Origin of the sequence: Flavobacterium sp., assembly GCF_044376915.1 — a bacterium.
Classification (GTDB): Bacteria; Bacteroidota; Bacteroidia; order Flavobacteriales; family Flavobacteriaceae; genus Flavobacterium.
Genome location: NZ_JBILKB010000054.1, coordinates 1 through 14,465, shown reverse-complemented (window position 1 = coordinate 14,465; position 14,465 = coordinate 1). Strand labels below are relative to the sequence as shown.

The 14,465-nt window shown below is 35.3% G+C and carries 15 protein-coding genes, 1 tRNA gene, 1 pseudogene and 1 riboswitch; of the genes and pseudogenes, 2 read left to right on the top strand and 15 right to left on the bottom strand.

What is annotated here, in order from left to right; all coding sequences use genetic code 11:
* Nucleotides 1-149: 149 nt before the first annotated feature.
* Nucleotides 150-572 carry a Rieske (2Fe-2S) protein gene (locus ACIQ6Z_RS06875; RefSeq protein ID WP_396210180.1) on the top strand — a complete coding sequence of 141 codons (423 nt, stop codon included), beginning with the start codon at nucleotides 150-152 and terminating at the stop codon, nucleotides 570-572.
* 43 nt (nucleotides 573-615) lie between these two features.
* Here the strand turns inward: ACIQ6Z_RS06875 and ACIQ6Z_RS06870 are convergent, their stop codons facing one another.
* The 5 genes from ACIQ6Z_RS06870 to ACIQ6Z_RS06850 all read right to left on the bottom strand — a co-directional run bounded on the left by ACIQ6Z_RS06870 (nucleotide 616) and on the right by ACIQ6Z_RS06850 (nucleotide 6,320).
* The gene (locus tag ACIQ6Z_RS06870) at nucleotides 616-2,814 is read right to left on the bottom strand and encodes a TonB-dependent receptor (protein WP_396210179.1); all 2,199 of its coding nucleotides are present in this window, start codon (nucleotides 2,812-2,814) and stop codon (nucleotides 616-618) included.
* Between the two features lie 86 nt (nucleotides 2,815-2,900).
* Nucleotides 2,901-3,010: riboswitch (TPP riboswitch) on the bottom strand.
* Between the two features lie 91 nt (nucleotides 3,011-3,101).
* Complete coding sequence (arfB, locus tag ACIQ6Z_RS06865; protein ID WP_396210178.1) at nucleotides 3,102-3,503, bottom strand: alternative ribosome rescue aminoacyl-tRNA hydrolase ArfB; 402 nt, start codon at nucleotides 3,501-3,503, stop codon at nucleotides 3,102-3,104.
* A gap of 2 nt (nucleotides 3,504-3,505) precedes the next feature.
* Nucleotides 3,506-5,044 (bottom strand): DUF4301 family protein, encoded by a 1,539-nt coding sequence (locus tag ACIQ6Z_RS06860; RefSeq protein WP_396210177.1) that lies wholly within the window; start codon nucleotides 5,042-5,044, stop codon nucleotides 3,506-3,508.
* The gene (pnuC, locus tag ACIQ6Z_RS06855; RefSeq protein WP_396210176.1) at nucleotides 5,014-5,625 is read right to left on the bottom strand and encodes a nicotinamide riboside transporter PnuC; all 612 of its coding nucleotides are present in this window, start codon (nucleotides 5,623-5,625) and stop codon (nucleotides 5,014-5,016) included. Before pnuC ends, ACIQ6Z_RS06860 begins: the two co-directional genes overlap by 31 nt.
* On the bottom strand, nucleotides 5,622-6,320 hold the full coding sequence (locus tag ACIQ6Z_RS06850) for a 4'-phosphopantetheinyl transferase family protein (RefSeq protein ID WP_396210175.1): 699 nt from the start codon (nucleotides 6,318-6,320) through the stop codon (nucleotides 5,622-5,624). The genes pnuC and ACIQ6Z_RS06850 overlap by 4 nt, the downstream gene beginning before the upstream one ends.
* A gap of 130 nt (nucleotides 6,321-6,450) precedes the next feature.
* Here ACIQ6Z_RS06850 and ahcY point away from each other — a divergent pair, with 130 nt between their 5' ends.
* Nucleotides 6,451-7,767: an adenosylhomocysteinase gene (gene ahcY / locus ACIQ6Z_RS06845; protein WP_396210174.1), complete on the top strand. Its 1,317-nt coding sequence runs from the start codon at nucleotides 6,451-6,453 to the stop codon at nucleotides 7,765-7,767.
* 68 nt (nucleotides 7,768-7,835) lie between these two features.
* On the opposite strand, the gene ACIQ6Z_RS06840 is transcribed toward ahcY, so the two are convergent.
* The 10 genes and pseudogenes from ACIQ6Z_RS06840 to trxA all read right to left on the bottom strand — a co-directional run bounded on the left by ACIQ6Z_RS06840 (nucleotide 7,836) and on the right by trxA (nucleotide 14,446).
* Nucleotides 7,836-8,498: a PH domain-containing protein gene (locus tag ACIQ6Z_RS06840; protein ID WP_396210173.1), complete on the bottom strand. Its 663-nt coding sequence runs from the start codon at nucleotides 8,496-8,498 to the stop codon at nucleotides 7,836-7,838.
* Nucleotides 8,499-8,583: 85 nt separating this feature from the next.
* The gene (locus tag ACIQ6Z_RS06835) at nucleotides 8,584-8,955 is read right to left on the bottom strand and encodes an MmcQ/YjbR family DNA-binding protein (protein ID WP_396210172.1); all 372 of its coding nucleotides are present in this window, start codon (nucleotides 8,953-8,955) and stop codon (nucleotides 8,584-8,586) included.
* A 52-nt stretch (nucleotides 8,956-9,007) separates the two neighbouring features.
* Nucleotides 9,008-9,382, bottom strand: a pseudogene (locus tag ACIQ6Z_RS06830) (four helix bundle protein).
* Nucleotides 9,383-9,446: 64 nt separating this feature from the next.
* Nucleotides 9,447-10,202, bottom strand: a complete 756-nt coding sequence (locus ACIQ6Z_RS06825; protein ID WP_396210171.1) for a cyclase family protein — start codon at nucleotides 10,200-10,202, stop codon at nucleotides 9,447-9,449.
* Nucleotides 10,203-10,289: 87 nt separating this feature from the next.
* Nucleotides 10,290-11,447, bottom strand: a complete 1,158-nt coding sequence (gene hemW, locus ACIQ6Z_RS06820; protein ID WP_396210170.1) for a radical SAM family heme chaperone HemW — start codon at nucleotides 11,445-11,447, stop codon at nucleotides 10,290-10,292.
* A 1-nt stretch (nucleotide 11,448) separates the two neighbouring features.
* Nucleotides 11,449-12,003 carry a crossover junction endodeoxyribonuclease RuvC gene (gene ruvC, locus ACIQ6Z_RS06815; RefSeq protein ID WP_396210169.1) on the bottom strand — a complete coding sequence of 185 codons (555 nt, stop codon included), beginning with the start codon at nucleotides 12,001-12,003 and terminating at the stop codon, nucleotides 11,449-11,451.
* A gap of 6 nt (nucleotides 12,004-12,009) precedes the next feature.
* Nucleotides 12,010-12,492 carry a hypothetical protein gene (locus ACIQ6Z_RS06810; RefSeq protein WP_396210168.1) on the bottom strand — a complete coding sequence of 161 codons (483 nt, stop codon included), beginning with the start codon at nucleotides 12,490-12,492 and terminating at the stop codon, nucleotides 12,010-12,012.
* 391 nt (nucleotides 12,493-12,883) lie between these two features.
* Nucleotides 12,884-12,960: transfer RNA gene (locus ACIQ6Z_RS06805), tRNA-Asp, on the bottom strand.
* A 126-nt stretch (nucleotides 12,961-13,086) separates the two neighbouring features.
* Nucleotides 13,087-14,013 (bottom strand): DUF58 domain-containing protein, encoded by a 927-nt coding sequence (locus tag ACIQ6Z_RS06800; RefSeq protein WP_396210167.1) that lies wholly within the window; start codon nucleotides 14,011-14,013, stop codon nucleotides 13,087-13,089.
* A gap of 115 nt (nucleotides 14,014-14,128) precedes the next feature.
* Nucleotides 14,129-14,446, bottom strand: coding sequence for a thioredoxin (trxA, locus tag ACIQ6Z_RS06795; protein WP_133608539.1), 318 nt, complete (start codon nucleotides 14,444-14,446; stop codon nucleotides 14,129-14,131).
* Between the last annotated feature and the right edge of the window lie 19 nt (nucleotides 14,447-14,465).

The following is a 14,465-nucleotide window of genomic DNA, read 5'->3' as shown; positions in this document are numbered from 1 at the left end:
CGTTTATATAAATAGAAAAAATCCCATCAGCTGGGATTTCTATTCACAAAGATAGTAATTTATTTTTAAAATTAATTTATGACCTTCTATAATGTTAGGTCAAAAGTAATTATTTAAATTTGTTTTTCAATCGCGCTAAAAATTTATCCATGAAAAAATATTTTCTTTTTGTTTTCGTACTACTTTTAATGGGTTGTGATAAAGAAAATTTTAGCAACAACAATCCTTATTTGCCCAATTATTCATTTGTTTTTAACATTAACATGAATTTACCCCAATACAGCAACTTACAATTTCCAAGTAATGCAGTATATATAAATGCTGGAAACACTGGCGTACGAGGTGTTTTTGTGTTCAATACTGGCAGCGGTTATGTTGCTTTCGATGCTGCATGCCCCAATCAAGCTTTGAGCGATTGCTCCACCATGAACCTTAATGGAATTAATGTAGTTTGCCCTTGTGATAATACTTCGTATAGCTTGTTCACTGGACAAGCTACTGGAATGCAATATCCCATGAAACAATATAGAGTGGAACAATTGGATGGTGTTTCCCTACGCGTTTATAATTAATAAAAAGCCTGAAAGTAATAATCTTTCAGGCTTTTTATTTTAACTAAAATTTCAAACTCATTCCTATAATGAAATTGATACCCGCTTGCGGATAAAACCCAGCACCTTCTATTGTAGTTGTAGCTCCCGGATTGGTCCAATCATCATCGTAGGTATAAAAATATCCGTTCGATTCGTATTCAAGATCAAAAACATTATTAACTAACCCCGAAAAAACAATGGATTTAATCGCTTTATTCAATTTCCATTCGTATTGTATGTTCACATCATTTACAAAATAAGCATCGAGTTTTGATTGATTGGAATCTATATTTCCCATGAATTGCTCGCCCACATATTTCGATAAAAACGAAATTTGAAAATGATCTCGAGGCAGATACGTTAGTCCATTGCCCAAAATAATATTTGGCGAATACGCACTGTTTGTGTTGCCTAAATTTTGCAATACTCCATCGCGCTGAAAATAAAAATCTTGATTTTTGTTTTGACTAAGGGTGGCATTTGAGTGTACGATCCATTTTCTGGAGAGCGCAATTGTTGATTCAACCTCAACTCCCATTCGATAACTTTTACCACTGTTAGTGAAAATTGGCGACCCTACATCATTTAAAGCCCCAGTTAAAACCAATTGGTTTCTATAATTCATGTAAAATACATTCGTATTGAACTGTACTTTTTCGGAATTATATTTCCACCCCAATTCGTAATCAAATAAACGCTCGGGTTTTACACTCCCATTTTCATAATCATCGCGTCTGGGTTCTTTATTGGCAACACCAAAATAACCATAAAATGAATTTTTAGTATCTATTTGATAGTTCACTCCGGCTTTTGGATTAAAAAAACGAAACGTATCATTAACGGGAGAAAACTTAACACTAGTAGCTTCATAAAACACCATTCGGTATTGTAAATCGGCAAATAAATTCAGTTGACTTGTAATATTATAAGATGCTTTTGTATAGAAATTGACATCATCTTTATTTCCAAAATTATCATAGTAACGATTAGAATTTGGAACATAATTTTGAGTCCAAACAACTTCCCCAAAGTGTTTTCCTAAATAACGGTTGGCAGCTCCTCCAAATGTAATTTGAGTAGCAGGAGCGGTATAATTCATTGCGAAAGTAGCTCCAAAGAAATCATTATCCAACCAGCGTTTTCGAACCAAATCTGACATCAAATTACCATTGAAAGCGGGCAAATTGTACTCCGACAAATCTTGATCTTCTTTATATTGTTCAAAATATCCTTTTCCAAGCGTATAATGCAACGCCACGTTTGAAATCCATCGCGATGACCATTTTTCGGACCAATGCAATTGAAAATGATTTTGCCAATAATTATCGGTTTCATTATCATAAAACTGCATGTTCCCGTTCGCATCAAAATACATCCCAGCCGGATTGAACGTTCGATCCTTTCTTAATTTTTCGGTGTCTTCAATGCCATACCACGCTTGATAGGTTTTTTCCTTGCCGCCAAAAGCCATAAATTTAACTTGCGTGGATTCATTGATATAATTTGCATTAAAAAAATAGCCCTGCAAGCGGGAAGAAGCACGATCAATGTAGCCATCAGAAGCAATATTCGAAATTCGTGCATTCATTTCAAAATGATTGTGCAAGCCCGTTCCAAAAGCCAGCGTATGCTTGCGGGTTGCAAAACTTCCTACCGAATTTGAAATTTCAGCAAAAGCTTTTTCACGAAAGGATTTCGTTTGCATGTTTAGACTTGCGCCAAATGCACCAGCTCCATTTGTAGACGTTCCAACACCCCGCTGCAATTGAACGCTTTCAAGTGAGGATGCAAAATCAGGCAAGTTTACAAAAAAGGTGCCTTGACTTTCACTGTCATTAAAAGGAATACCGTTTAAGGTAACGTTGATGCGTGATCCGTCGGCGCCTCGAACACGCATATAGGTATAACCCACGCCATTTCCTGCGTCGGTTGTACTAACCACAGAAGGTAGGTATTGCAACAAAACAGGAATGTCTTGAGCTAAATTTCGCGGGGCAATTGCAGCTGCAGTAACATTGGTAAATGGAATTGGATTTTTGTCTTTTGCACGTACCGAAGAAACGATAACTTCATTCAATGCATTTACTTTAACAGTGTCTTTTTGTGCCTCTTGTGAGAAAGAAACAATAGGCAATAGGCAATAGGCAATAGGCAATAGGTTTAAAAGGACCTTCGTACTTCGAACTTTGTTCTTTGTGCTTTTTTTTGGTAAAGTTTTCATCCGTAAAAATTTTACGAATAAAAGGGGCCATTATTCTTGGTTACTAAATTATTTTGAGATTCCTTCACTCCAGATGGAATGTATCGGTGTTGGTTTCTCTATATTCCTTGGCAGCATTACCTGCCCAGGTTCTATGGGTATGATCTCAGCTGTCCTTATGAATTAGATTCAAATTCAAGCACCCCTTTGAGATTGGAACAAAGATATTAAATAAAAAGTCAATTTAAAAAAGAAATTTACTTTCAAAATTCTCAAAAAAATACCCTTTATTTTATTTATGCGAACAATTATAAATTTGGCGCTTTTCTATTTTGCTTAACTACGCTCATTACTTTTTTTGCTTGAAGTCGTTTTTCATTAACTGATCGTGGTACTTTTGTTTTTTGACGTTTTTTCGGAATCTTCAATCCGTCATCCAGACATTTTATCAATTTATTTATTGCTATTGTCCGGTTTTTGAACTGACTTCGATCTTCCTCACTTGTAATGATTAGTAGACTATCTTGCGTTAACTTTGTAGCAATTTTATGCTGCAGACGTGCTTTTTCTTCGTCTGTGAGTCCTTTTGATTGATTCAAGTAAAAGGAAAGCACCACTTTTGAAGCTACTTTATTTACATTTTGCCCGCCAGCACCACTGCTTCGAACAGCCTTGAAAGATACTTCAGTTAAAATAACATCTTTTTCCATCCTTACCATTCATTAACGTGCTGGTGCGCTGGTTTTAACAAATCATTTACGCTTTTTACAGGGTTAAAAGTAGCTAAGGGAACCTCAACAAAAATGGTTGTCCATTTTGCCATAGCACCATTCCATAATCCTGGTAATTCAATCGCTTTTATGGGTTGACCTAAAATTGTTTTTTGGGTAATGATCACTGCATCATGATCTATGTATTCGTTGAGATCAAATTTTTGTCCCTGTGCATTTTTTACCCCACAAACAATATCCACCGGATTAAAATGTGTGGCGCTATTTACGCAGTTTTTTTGATGCTCGTTGGTCAAATCTATTTGTGATGCTTCTACTATTTGGAGCGAAATGCGTCCTTTTTCATCTTGTACCCAAAAAGGCCCACCTCCTGGCTCCCCTTCATTTTTAACCATACCACACACACGTATCGGTCGGTTCAAAATTTTTAGTAAATACTCTCTTTGATAAGCACTTTGGAACATCTGAAAATCAGTCGGCAATGGAGAAGAAAGTTGTTGCACTACAAATAATTTTATTTCTTGAATTAAACCATCATTACTCAGATCTTCAAGTAGTTTATGGATATAGACAAATATTTGATTTTGGATGTATAAAAGCTTTCCTGCCAATACTTTTTGATTATTAATACACTGTTCTTGAGCTGCTTGAGATACATTGTCGATGTTTTTGATGAAAATCACATCGGCATCCACTTGGTTTAAATTTTCAATCAAGGCACCGTGTCCAGCAGGTCTAAAAAGCAAAGAACCATCTGATAATCGAAACGGGTTGTTATGTTCATCTACTGCCAACGTATCTGTAGTTTCATTTTGATACGAAAAATGAACAGCTACATCGGAATGTTTTGAAACAAGAGCTTCAAAATCAGCTTGAAACTCTTCAGAAATTGTAAAATGTATACGGCCTTTCTCGGAACGATCACTCAACTGCTTCGCTTCTGCTATATGCGCTTCCACAGGGGTAATTAGCTGATTATTTTTCAGGTGAAATGGCAAAACACCTTTGGGTTTAGAGGCAAAATCAAGTCCAGTAGTGTGCAATAGTGTATGAATAATAGCGTGTACTTTTTGATCTCTTGAAAAAGTACTATACTCAGGGAAAAGTTCTCTTGTTTTTTCTTTCAATTGGGCATGAAAGGGAAATTTTCGGATGCCTACAATAAACACATTCAAATTTTGATCGCCGGTCTTATTAATGTAGCCCGTTACTGTATCCGTGTTGGGATCAAAATCGTTTAAAAAAGCGTTCAAGAATTGAAACATTCGTGTGGCAGCTCCCGATGCCGGCACAAACTTTTCTAGCCGATGCTTGGATTTTTCGGTGTCAAAATAGCGACTAAAAAACAACTTTTCATCCGACGTGAGGAGTTGTATTCCGTCGCCAACCGTGGCTGATTTCACCAAATGCAAGGGTGCAACACCTTTTTGAAAAAAAGCAAGCTGTTGCTTTATTTTTTCCAATTCATATCCTTTTGATGCAATGTATGCTATATCTTTTTCGCTAAATAGGTTCTCCATGATAAATAGGCAACAATTGCCATGATACTAAAAATAAAATACTGTAAGGAGAGCATTCCTAATCCTCGGTAAGCAAACAAAGGAACGGCAATACAGTCTCCAATAATCCACAAAGTCCAATTCTCAATCTTTTTCAAAGCCATATACCACATCGCTGTAAAAAAGATTCCTGATGTAAAAATATCAATATAATTAGGAATTTCAAGTGTATAATCAAAAAAAACATAAACAAAATAGGTGACGATCATAGTGGCACAAAACATAACGAAACCTAGGTGTTTTTCACGCCTTGTGGTTCTCGAAATTTTTAATTCGGGGGATTGCGCGTTTGGGATCCATCGGTACCAACCATAGATACTCATAATCGAATAATAAACATTCATGGTCATATCGCCAAAATAGGCCGCTTGATACAACAAATACACTGTTATTACAGTTGAAAGTAAGCCTGTTGGGTACACCCAAATATTTTCTTTCTTGGCAAAATAAACACTCAGTATTCCAAAACAAAAGGCTATAAATTCGGCCCAAATTTGAAGCACAGAAGTATTTTTATATTGACTGATAAAAAAATCGATCATACCTTTTGTCTTAAAGCGCAAACAAAAATATAGTTTGCGATGGGTTGAAAATGAATAGCGAAGGGTTCGACTTGCTGGTTAAAATGCAATTCGGCTTGGGTTGTGGTATCCGACAACCTAAAATCGGCTTCAAAAATATGATCGGGAAAACTTATCCCCTTTTCATTTTTAATCTTAAAAATAGCTTCTTTTATTCCCCAAACGGTTGTTGCTTTTGCAATTTGTTCTTCAGTTGAAAGCTGCTCTAAATGCCGAACATCCATATATCGCGAGGTGATTTTTAATGTCTTTTCTTTCTGTATTTCAATATCGATACCTACTTCTTGATCACTGACACAAATGACTGCAAAATCATGTGAGTGCGAAATTGAGATGTACTTATTATTGGGTGATGGATAATGATTAATGGATATAGGATTTTCATTTTCGTACTTCGTACCGTTTACCTCGTGATTTAAATGTGGTTTTCCAGAGGCATCATATGTTAAATCTTCATCAGAATACCCTAGTTGTTGGAGCAACATTCGTACGGCTAAAAATCCTTTTATTTGCGACTCTGATTTCATGCCATCCAAACGCTTTTTTGAACGACAACTTAAAGAAACAGCTCTAAATAATGAAGTTACGTCTTCGGTGATGTGCCAAAAGTACGCCTTAGTAGTCTCGTTTATCGATAAAGTTTGATATAATGGCATTTATATTTTGTTGTTTTTCAAATCTTTAGAAAGCTAAACAATTCACAAATTAATAGAAATCTTTGATAAAATAAAAAGTTATTTTGTAATTTTGCGCTCTAATTTTAGAACATACAAATATACACAATAGATGAGTACACAAACATTACCTTATGTGGCTTATAAAGTGAAAGATATTTCACTTGCGGCTTGGGGAAGAAAAGAGATTGAATTAGCTGAAGCTGAAATGCCCGGATTAATGGCGTTAAGAGCAGAATATGGGGCTAGCCAACCGTTAAAAGGAGCTAGAATTGCAGGATGTTTGCACATGACGATTCAAACGGCGGTTTTAATCGAAACGTTAATTGCTTTAGGGGCTGAAGTAACTTGGTCTTCTTGTAATATTTTCTCAACGCAAGATCAGGCTGCTGCTGCAATTGCCGCTGCTGGAATTCAGGTATATGCTTGGAAAGGATTAAATGAAGAAGATTTTGATTGGTGTATTGAGCAAACGTTATTCTTTGGCGAAGACAGACAACCCTTAAACATGATTTTGGATGATGGTGGCGATTTAACAAACATGGTTATCGACCGTTATCCAGAATTAGTTGCTGGAATCAAAGGTTTATCTGAAGAAACTACAACTGGAGTTCACCGTTTATATGAGAGAGTAAAAGCTGGAACATTACCAATGCCAGCTATCAATGTAAATGATTCAGTTACTAAATCTAAATTTGATAACAAATATGGTTGTAAAGAATCGGCAGTAGATGCCGTACGTCGTGCAACTGATATTATGTTAGCTGGAAAAAGAGTAATCGTTTGTGGATATGGTGACGTAGGAAAAGGAACTGCTGCTTCTTTCCGCGGAGCTGGTTCTATTGTAACTGTTACTGAAATTGACCCAATTTGTGCTTTACAAGCGGCAATGGACGGTTTTGAAGTAAAAAAATTAAATACAGTTATTGGAACTGCTGATATTATCATTACTACTACTGGAAATAAAGATATTGTTTTAGGTGCTCACTTCGAGAAAATGAAAGATAAAACGATTGTTTGTAACATTGGACACTTTGATAACGAAATCGATATGGCTTGGTTGAATAAAAACTTTGGTCACACAAAATCTGAAGTAAAACCGCAAGTTGATATTTACAACGTAAACGGAAAAGATATTATCATCTTAGCTGAAGGTCGTTTAGTAAACTTAGGTTGTGCTACAGGTCACCCAAGTTTTGTAATGAGTAACTCATTTACCAATCAAACCTTAGCGCAAATTGAATTATGGAACAACAGTGCGGCATACAACAACGACGTTTATATGTTACCAAAACATTTAGATGAAAAAGTAGCGATGTTACACTTGGCTAAATTAGGGGTTGAATTAGAAACATTACGCCCAGACCAAGCAGAATATATTGGTGTAGAAGTTCAAGGTCCATTCAAACCTGAGTATTACAGATACTAGTCAATAAACATAGATTAAATTAAAAAACCCTCGCAGTAATGTGAGGGTTTTTTAATTTAATAGAAAAACTACAAGAATTTTAATATTTCAGCTTTCAAGCGATCATATTCTCCTTGAAGAATTAAGCCATTATCCAATAACTTTTTATAATTCTGAAGTTTGGCAAACAATTCATCTTGTGATAAGTGCGCCAATCCTTTTTCTTCTGAAATGGATGCTTCTATTTCGGTATCTTGAATAGCGTTATTTGTAGTCATCAATTCGGCAAAATGCGTTACTTCTTCCGCAACAAATTCTTCGACATTATCGTCTACCGCAGTAGAAAGTGCTTTTGGATTTTTCAACAGATCCATTTGTTCTTTCGCATAGGTATATAATTTACGCGCTTGATTTTTGGGTAAATAATCAACGGTATGCGTTAGCTCGGACTGGGTTGTAAACGTAAAATCGGCCCCTAAAATACCCTCTTTGACAAATGCACCCGCTATATCATCCCAATCATAATCCATAAACTCCATAGACAATCCTAAGTTCTTAGGTTTGCATAAAATAATGCGCTTATTGGTGACTACTATACTATCCGGCAGAATAGTTACCGCTGGTTTTTTTTGTACCGCAATATACCCTACTTCTTCATTTGACATCAAAAGATTCGCTAGTTTAGACGTGATTTTTTCAATCGCCTTAGGATCTTGATCTTCGTTTAATATTTTTTTTAAGTTGTCTATCATAGTTTATTTCAAATTTCTTTATGCAACATTTCTTATACCTACAAGGTATTGAAAACCTTACAAAATTCACTAACAAAAGTAATGCCTAATTTTCTACTTCTTGTATTTCTTGCTGTACTTTTTTCGTTAAACTTTTAAAAACAAGTTCATACGAATGATTGATCAATTCTAGCATCATTTTATTGGAAACATCTTTTTGAAAACGAACCGTATTCCAATGTATTTTACTCATATGATAACCCGGTTCAATGGCTTCATATTCGGCTCGAAGTTCCAAGGCGCGTTCAGGATCGCATTTTAAATTTAGACTTGGCGTTCCTTTTTCCCAATCGGATAACGAGGTTAGACAAAACATTTTTCCGCCTACTTTAAACACCAGTGTGTCTTCATCAAACGGAAAATGCTCGGTGACGCCTTTTTTTGATTGGCAGTATTCGTAGAGTTGTTGAATATCCATAACAATAGTTGGGAGTAATGAGTTTTTAGTTAGGAGTTTTTTATCGTTTAATTTATATTTTACTTGAACCGAATTTATCTGGATTATTCATCATATAATAAATTAGTTTACCAATTTCGGTATTCAAAGCAGTGATGAGTTCGTTGTATTTTATTTCTTCCAAATAACCACATGCTAATGAAAAATCTAACCACACTTGAGTTTCAGAATTTTCTGCTTCTGCATCAGTAAGTTTATTTAAGAAATTTTTTGGATAAATTCTTTTTCAATATGATTCTGTTATTGTTACGGATACACTTCTTGAACTTCTCCTAATTTGATCGGTTAATGAATACTTTTCTTCTTTTGGAAAATTTTTGGACACGTCAAAAATCAAAATGGCTAAAGCAAATGATTTTTTATAAGCTAATAAATCTTTATAATCCATAATTTACACTTTTAAAAACTTAAAACTCCAAACTCCTTACTATAATCTCCCTACTCTAATCTCCTTACTCCAAACTATACAAAACCGGTTTACTCGGACTCGCATCATTCTCAAACGAAGCAAATTGTAAATTCAAAATATAACTTCCGTCTTTAACTGAATCGTCTACATAAATCATTTCGGTAATGGTACAATTAAATCGGGCGTCATCATTTACGTGATTAACGTCTTTCACATTCCAAAAGGCTTTGTGTGCCAATAATTTTCCTTCGTCGTGTTCTCTGTCGACACTTGGCAAATCAATGAGCAAATGCTGAATTCCTTTTTCCCGGATAAAAATAGCAGCCGCTTCTTCCAAATAAGGCGGATTGGTATTGGAATAATTCAGATGCTTTTTAGTTTCAAGATTAGGTAATGTTCTAATAACGATGGCTTCTGGCAAATTTTCTCCTAAAGTAATTTCAATTTGCTCTTTTGTAATAATTAAATCTTCTCCAACGCTTTTTGGTTCTACCGAAATTAATTCTGCAGTAAAGAAAAATTGTTTCAAACATTGATTAATAGAATAAAATTCGCGAGTTATATGTCCTAAACATTCCGTATGCGTTCCATGTGCATGCGGATTGAAGAAAATATTATTGAAATTCGTTGACGATTTGCCTTCCGAAACCTTACCAATCCAATCGCCCATAGTTACGGGTTCAATTTCAGGTATATTTTGGTACCAAGCTATTGGATTTTTGTCGGAATTGGTCAACGGTATAGAAATATCAATAGGCTTAGATAAATCAATTTGTAAGTTGTTTATTGTTGCTTTCATAATTTTTAACCGCAAAGAGCGAAAGGTTTTACGCAAGGTTCGCCATGTTTAGTTTTTGATTGTGGCTTCATTGTGTTTTAGTAGTTACTATTCCAAATTTAATAAAAACAAATCACTCGCAATTCCATCACACAAAAACTTTCCTTTTTTTGTAGTACGTAATATGTTATCATCCAAGAAAAGTAAATGATCGTCAATGAACTTTGCCGCTTGCTGGTTGAGATACTGCAAATATGTTTTTCCAAATTCTAATTCGATTCGTTCTAACGAAACACCCCAAATCGTGCGCAAACCAGTCATAATATATTCGTTATAACGGTCGGTTTTTGTTAAGGTCTCCATTTCGATGGGTAATTTATTTTCTTGAATGGATTTGATGTACAACGAATTGTTTGAAACATTCCAACCTCGATTATTTCCATCATAACTATGTGCCGAAGGCCCAATTCCGATGTATTTTTTACCCAACCAATAACTGGAATTGTTTTTTGAAAAATAATTTTCTTTTCCAAAATTGGACAATTCGTAATGAATAAACCCACTTTCTGAAAGTTTATCGACCAAAATTTGAAAATGCGCTTGAGCCACTTCATCATCAGGCGGCAGAATGATTCCTTTTTCAACAAACGAATGCAAAGCGGTTTTAGGCTCAACCGTTAAAGCATAACTCGAAATGTGCGGCACATTAAAAGACAGAGCGGTTTCGATATTTTGGAGCCATTTATCTGGGGACATTTGAGGAATACCATAAATCAAATCAATGGAAATATTATCAAAGTATTGCGTGGCGATTTCGAGACAGTTTTTAGCTTCTTCCACATTGTGTGCGCGATTCATCAGCTTTAAATCGTCTTCAAAAAAAGATTGAATGCCAATGGATAAACGATTCACAGGCGAATTGGCTAATTCACGGATTGTAACTTCATTTAAATCATCGGGGTTAGCTTCAACTGTAATTTCGGGGTTGTCTGCAACTTTGTAATTTCGAAACACTTCATCAATCAAAAATTTCAAATCTGCAATTCGCAAGATAGAAGGCGTACCGCCACCAAAGTAAATGGTTTCAATTGTTTCGGGGATGGGTGATAGGGGATGGGTGACGGATGTGAATTTACTTCGCAATTGAATTTCTTTTGCCAATGCTGCAACCATTTCGTCTTTCTTCTTTAACGAAGTCGAAAAATGAAAGTCACAATAATGACAAGCTTGCTTGCAAAAAGGGATGTGGATGTAAATTCCGCTCATTTCATTTTATTACTCGATTTTCATTGTTTTTAACAAAAGCATCCCAACCCGAATAACTTTTTTCACCAATTACTTTCCCTGAATTGAAAAAATGACAAACCGCTGCTGCCAAACCATCCGTAGAATCAAGATTTTTGGGTAATTCCTTTAAACCTAATAGCTGTTGAAGCATTTTAGCAACTTGTTCTTTGCTGGCATTTCCGTTTCCGGTTATGGCCATTTTAATTTTTTTGGGTTCGTATTCGGTAATCGGAATATCCCTAGAAAGACCGGCAGCCATAGCGACTCCTTGTGCGCGTCCGAGTTTCAACATGGATTGCACATTTTTACCAAAGAACGGAGCTTCAATAGCAATTTCATCGGGGTTATGGGTGTCAATTAATTCGATCGTTCGTTCAAAAATGACCCGTAGTTTTTGATAATGGTTGTCATATTTTGACAAGATCAATTCATTCAACTGTACAAATTCCATTTTTTTATTGACCACCTTTATCAACCCGAAACCCATAATAGTGGTTCCAGGATCAATACCTAATATGATACGTTCGTTTGCCAATGAAAATTATTTTTCTACTTTAATGATTACCGGAAGTATGAACTGCGTTTTAACTTTTATACCCCGTTTAATGGCAGGCTCTACTTTAGGAAAATTGGCCAATCGGGCCATTAAAATACTGTCTGCTTTTATTTTATCATACGCCACACTGTCTTTTAAAAATTGGGGCTCAAATTGCAAACTTGCATCTGGATGTATGGTCACTTTAACCGATATGGTATCGGTTTCAGGATAAAGCATTTTAAGGGTATCTAACCCTATTCGCTCTTGAATTGTTTGTGCTAAATAATCAAAAAAACATTGCTTCTTAACAGCAGGATCTTTAATGGTATCGCATGTAAGGACTGATGGGAACTCGTCTACTTCTTTCCAGTTGATTTTTTGCAATTCTTGTTGCAACAATTGATTTTCGTCGGGTACTTTTTTATCAAATAATTGACACGAATATAAGAGTACAGTCGCTACAATAAGTTGGATTGTTTTTTTCATGTTAATATTCCATCTGAAATTTTATAGGCAAAGCTTACTTTTAAAGGCTTGGTGTTACAAAATGCAAATTACCTAACTTATGCTGAACAAAGTTATAAAATTGTTAGACATGAACTACTATCTTTAGGATTACTTTTGATGCAATAACGTATTCGTTAAATTGGCATACAGTTATCATAACCTAAGTGGTTATTCATTCATTAAGGTATTAAATCAAAAAAGCCTTGCATAAATGCAAAGCTTTTCATTGGTCTAACTACTAAACCTAATCCCAATTGCTTGGGAATAAACAACACAACTATCGTGATTTTGATGCCTTTTGTGTACAACATCAAAAAACCTTTTTTGGGCAAAAAAGCACTTCAATTCCTCGAAGTGCTTTTTATTTTTCTGGCGGTCTGGACGGGACTCGAACCCGCGACCCCATGCGTGACAGGCATGTATTCTAACCAACTGAACTACCAAACCAGTGCATTTTTACCTTTTTCTTTATGAATAAAGGGCTAGGTAAACTTGATTGCGAGTGCAAATATACTACGCTTTTTGATTCCTGCAAATATTTTTTCAAAAAAAGGCAAACTTTTTTCGAGGACCCTAGGCAAACTTTTGTTTTTCAACCAAATAGGTTGTCATTATTTTTTCAAAAGTTTCACCAATCGCAACTGGTATATATTTTATTTGATATTGAAAGCATGTAGCTTCAATGGTTTTGAAATAGGTACTCATGAATTTTTGATAGGCATCTTGGCTGTTTTCGGCAAAAATTTGAACCGTTTCACCAGTTTCAATATCTATAAATTTTCTAGGGGCCGTATCAAAATCAAAATCCAATTCGGTTTTTGGATCATACACATGAAACACCACAACTTTATGTTTGTTGTGTTTTAAATGTTGCAATGCTTTAAAAATTTTATCATTATCCTCATTTTGAAACATATCCGTAAACAAAATTACCATGGATCGACGGTGTAAATTTTCAGCAATTTGATGCAAATAGGTAACGGTGTCCGTTGTTTTTGTTGCATTATTGCTTGAAATTATCGCTTCTAATTGATGCAAAATCATGCGGTGGTGACGGTCGCTGCCTTTTTCGGGAGCATAATATTCATAGTGATTCGAATATATACTTAGCCCCACGGCATCTCGTTGTTTCTTTAGCAAGTTCATCAATACGGCAGAAGCCAATACAGAAAATCCAATTTTATTTTCAAAAAAAAGCTGCTGATTGCTCAACTTAGGATAATGCATGGAGGAAGAATTGTCGAGAATCAAATGACACCTTAAATTGGTTTCTTCCTCATATCGCTTGGTATACAAACGATCGGTTTTAGCAAATAATTTCCAATCCAAATGCTTGGTACTTTCACCAGGATTATAGGTTTTGTGTTCAGCAAACTCAGCCGAAAAACCGTGAAATGGTGATTTGTGCATTCCCGAAATAAAACCCTCCACAATTTGATTGGCCAAAAGTTCTAGATGTTCAAAACGCGCAATTCTTTCTATTTGCTGATCTAAATTCATACGTTCAAAGATAGGAAAAGATTTTATTTACAGGTGAAAGGTTATGGATAAAAGGTTATGGATAAAAAAAGGCCCAACTTTCGTTGAACCTTTTTCATAATTTTATAATAATGTTCTAAAGTAACGCATCAATAGCGTCTGTATAGGTTTTCTTAGGTGCTACACCTACTTGTCTTCCTACCACTTCTCCGTTTTGAAAAATCAAAACCGTTGGAATATTACGTACACCATATTTAGCAGCAAATTCTTGATTTGCATCTACGTCTACTTTACCAACTACTGCTTTCCCTTCATACTCACTGTGGATTTCATCAATAACGGGTCCGACCATTCTACAAGGTCCACACCAAGCTGCCCAAAAATCTACTACTACTGGTTTGTCTGATTTCAATACTACTTCATCAAAAGTAGCATCTGTTATTGCTAATGCCATATGTTCTTTATTTTATTAT

Bases quoted from the DNA above. Each gene is read 5' to 3' on its own strand.
- hemW (WP_396210170.1), bottom strand. From the start codon at position 11,447: ATGAGCGGAATTTACATCCACATCCCTTTTTGCAAGCAAGCTTGTCAT.
- ACIQ6Z_RS06825 (WP_396210171.1), bottom strand. From the start codon at position 10,202: ATGAAAGCAACAATAAACAACTTACAAATTGATTTATCTAAGCCTATT.
- ACIQ6Z_RS06840 (WP_396210173.1), bottom strand. From the start codon at position 8,498: ATGATAGACAACTTAAAAAAAATATTAAACGAAGATCAAGATCCTAAG.
- ACIQ6Z_RS06870 (WP_396210179.1), bottom strand. From the start codon at position 2,814: ATGAAAACTTTACCAAAAAAAAGCACAAAGAACAAAGTTCGAAGTACG.
- pnuC (WP_396210176.1), bottom strand. From the start codon at position 5,625: ATGATCGATTTTTTTATCAGTCAATATAAAAATACTTCTGTGCTTCAA.
- arfB (WP_396210178.1), bottom strand. From the start codon at position 3,503: ATGGAAAAAGATGTTATTTTAACTGAAGTATCTTTCAAGGCTGTTCGA.
- trxA (WP_133608539.1), bottom strand. From the start codon at position 14,446: ATGGCATTAGCAATAACAGATGCTACTTTTGATGAAGTAGTATTGAAA.
- ACIQ6Z_RS06875 (WP_396210180.1), top strand. From the start codon at position 150: ATGAAAAAATATTTTCTTTTTGTTTTCGTACTACTTTTAATGGGTTGT.
- ACIQ6Z_RS06860 (WP_396210177.1), bottom strand. From the start codon at position 5,044: ATGGAGAACCTATTTAGCGAAAAAGATATAGCATACATTGCATCAAAA.
- ACIQ6Z_RS06850 (WP_396210175.1), bottom strand. From the start codon at position 6,320: ATGCCATTATATCAAACTTTATCGATAAACGAGACTACTAAGGCGTAC.
- ahcY (WP_396210174.1), top strand. From the start codon at position 6,451: ATGAGTACACAAACATTACCTTATGTGGCTTATAAAGTGAAAGATATT.
- ACIQ6Z_RS06800 (WP_396210167.1), bottom strand. From the start codon at position 14,013: ATGAATTTAGATCAGCAAATAGAAAGAATTGCGCGTTTTGAACATCTA.
- ACIQ6Z_RS06810 (WP_396210168.1), bottom strand. From the start codon at position 12,492: ATGAAAAAAACAATCCAACTTATTGTAGCGACTGTACTCTTATATTCG.
- ACIQ6Z_RS06835 (WP_396210172.1), bottom strand. From the start codon at position 8,955: ATGGATATTCAACAACTCTACGAATACTGCCAATCAAAAAAAGGCGTC.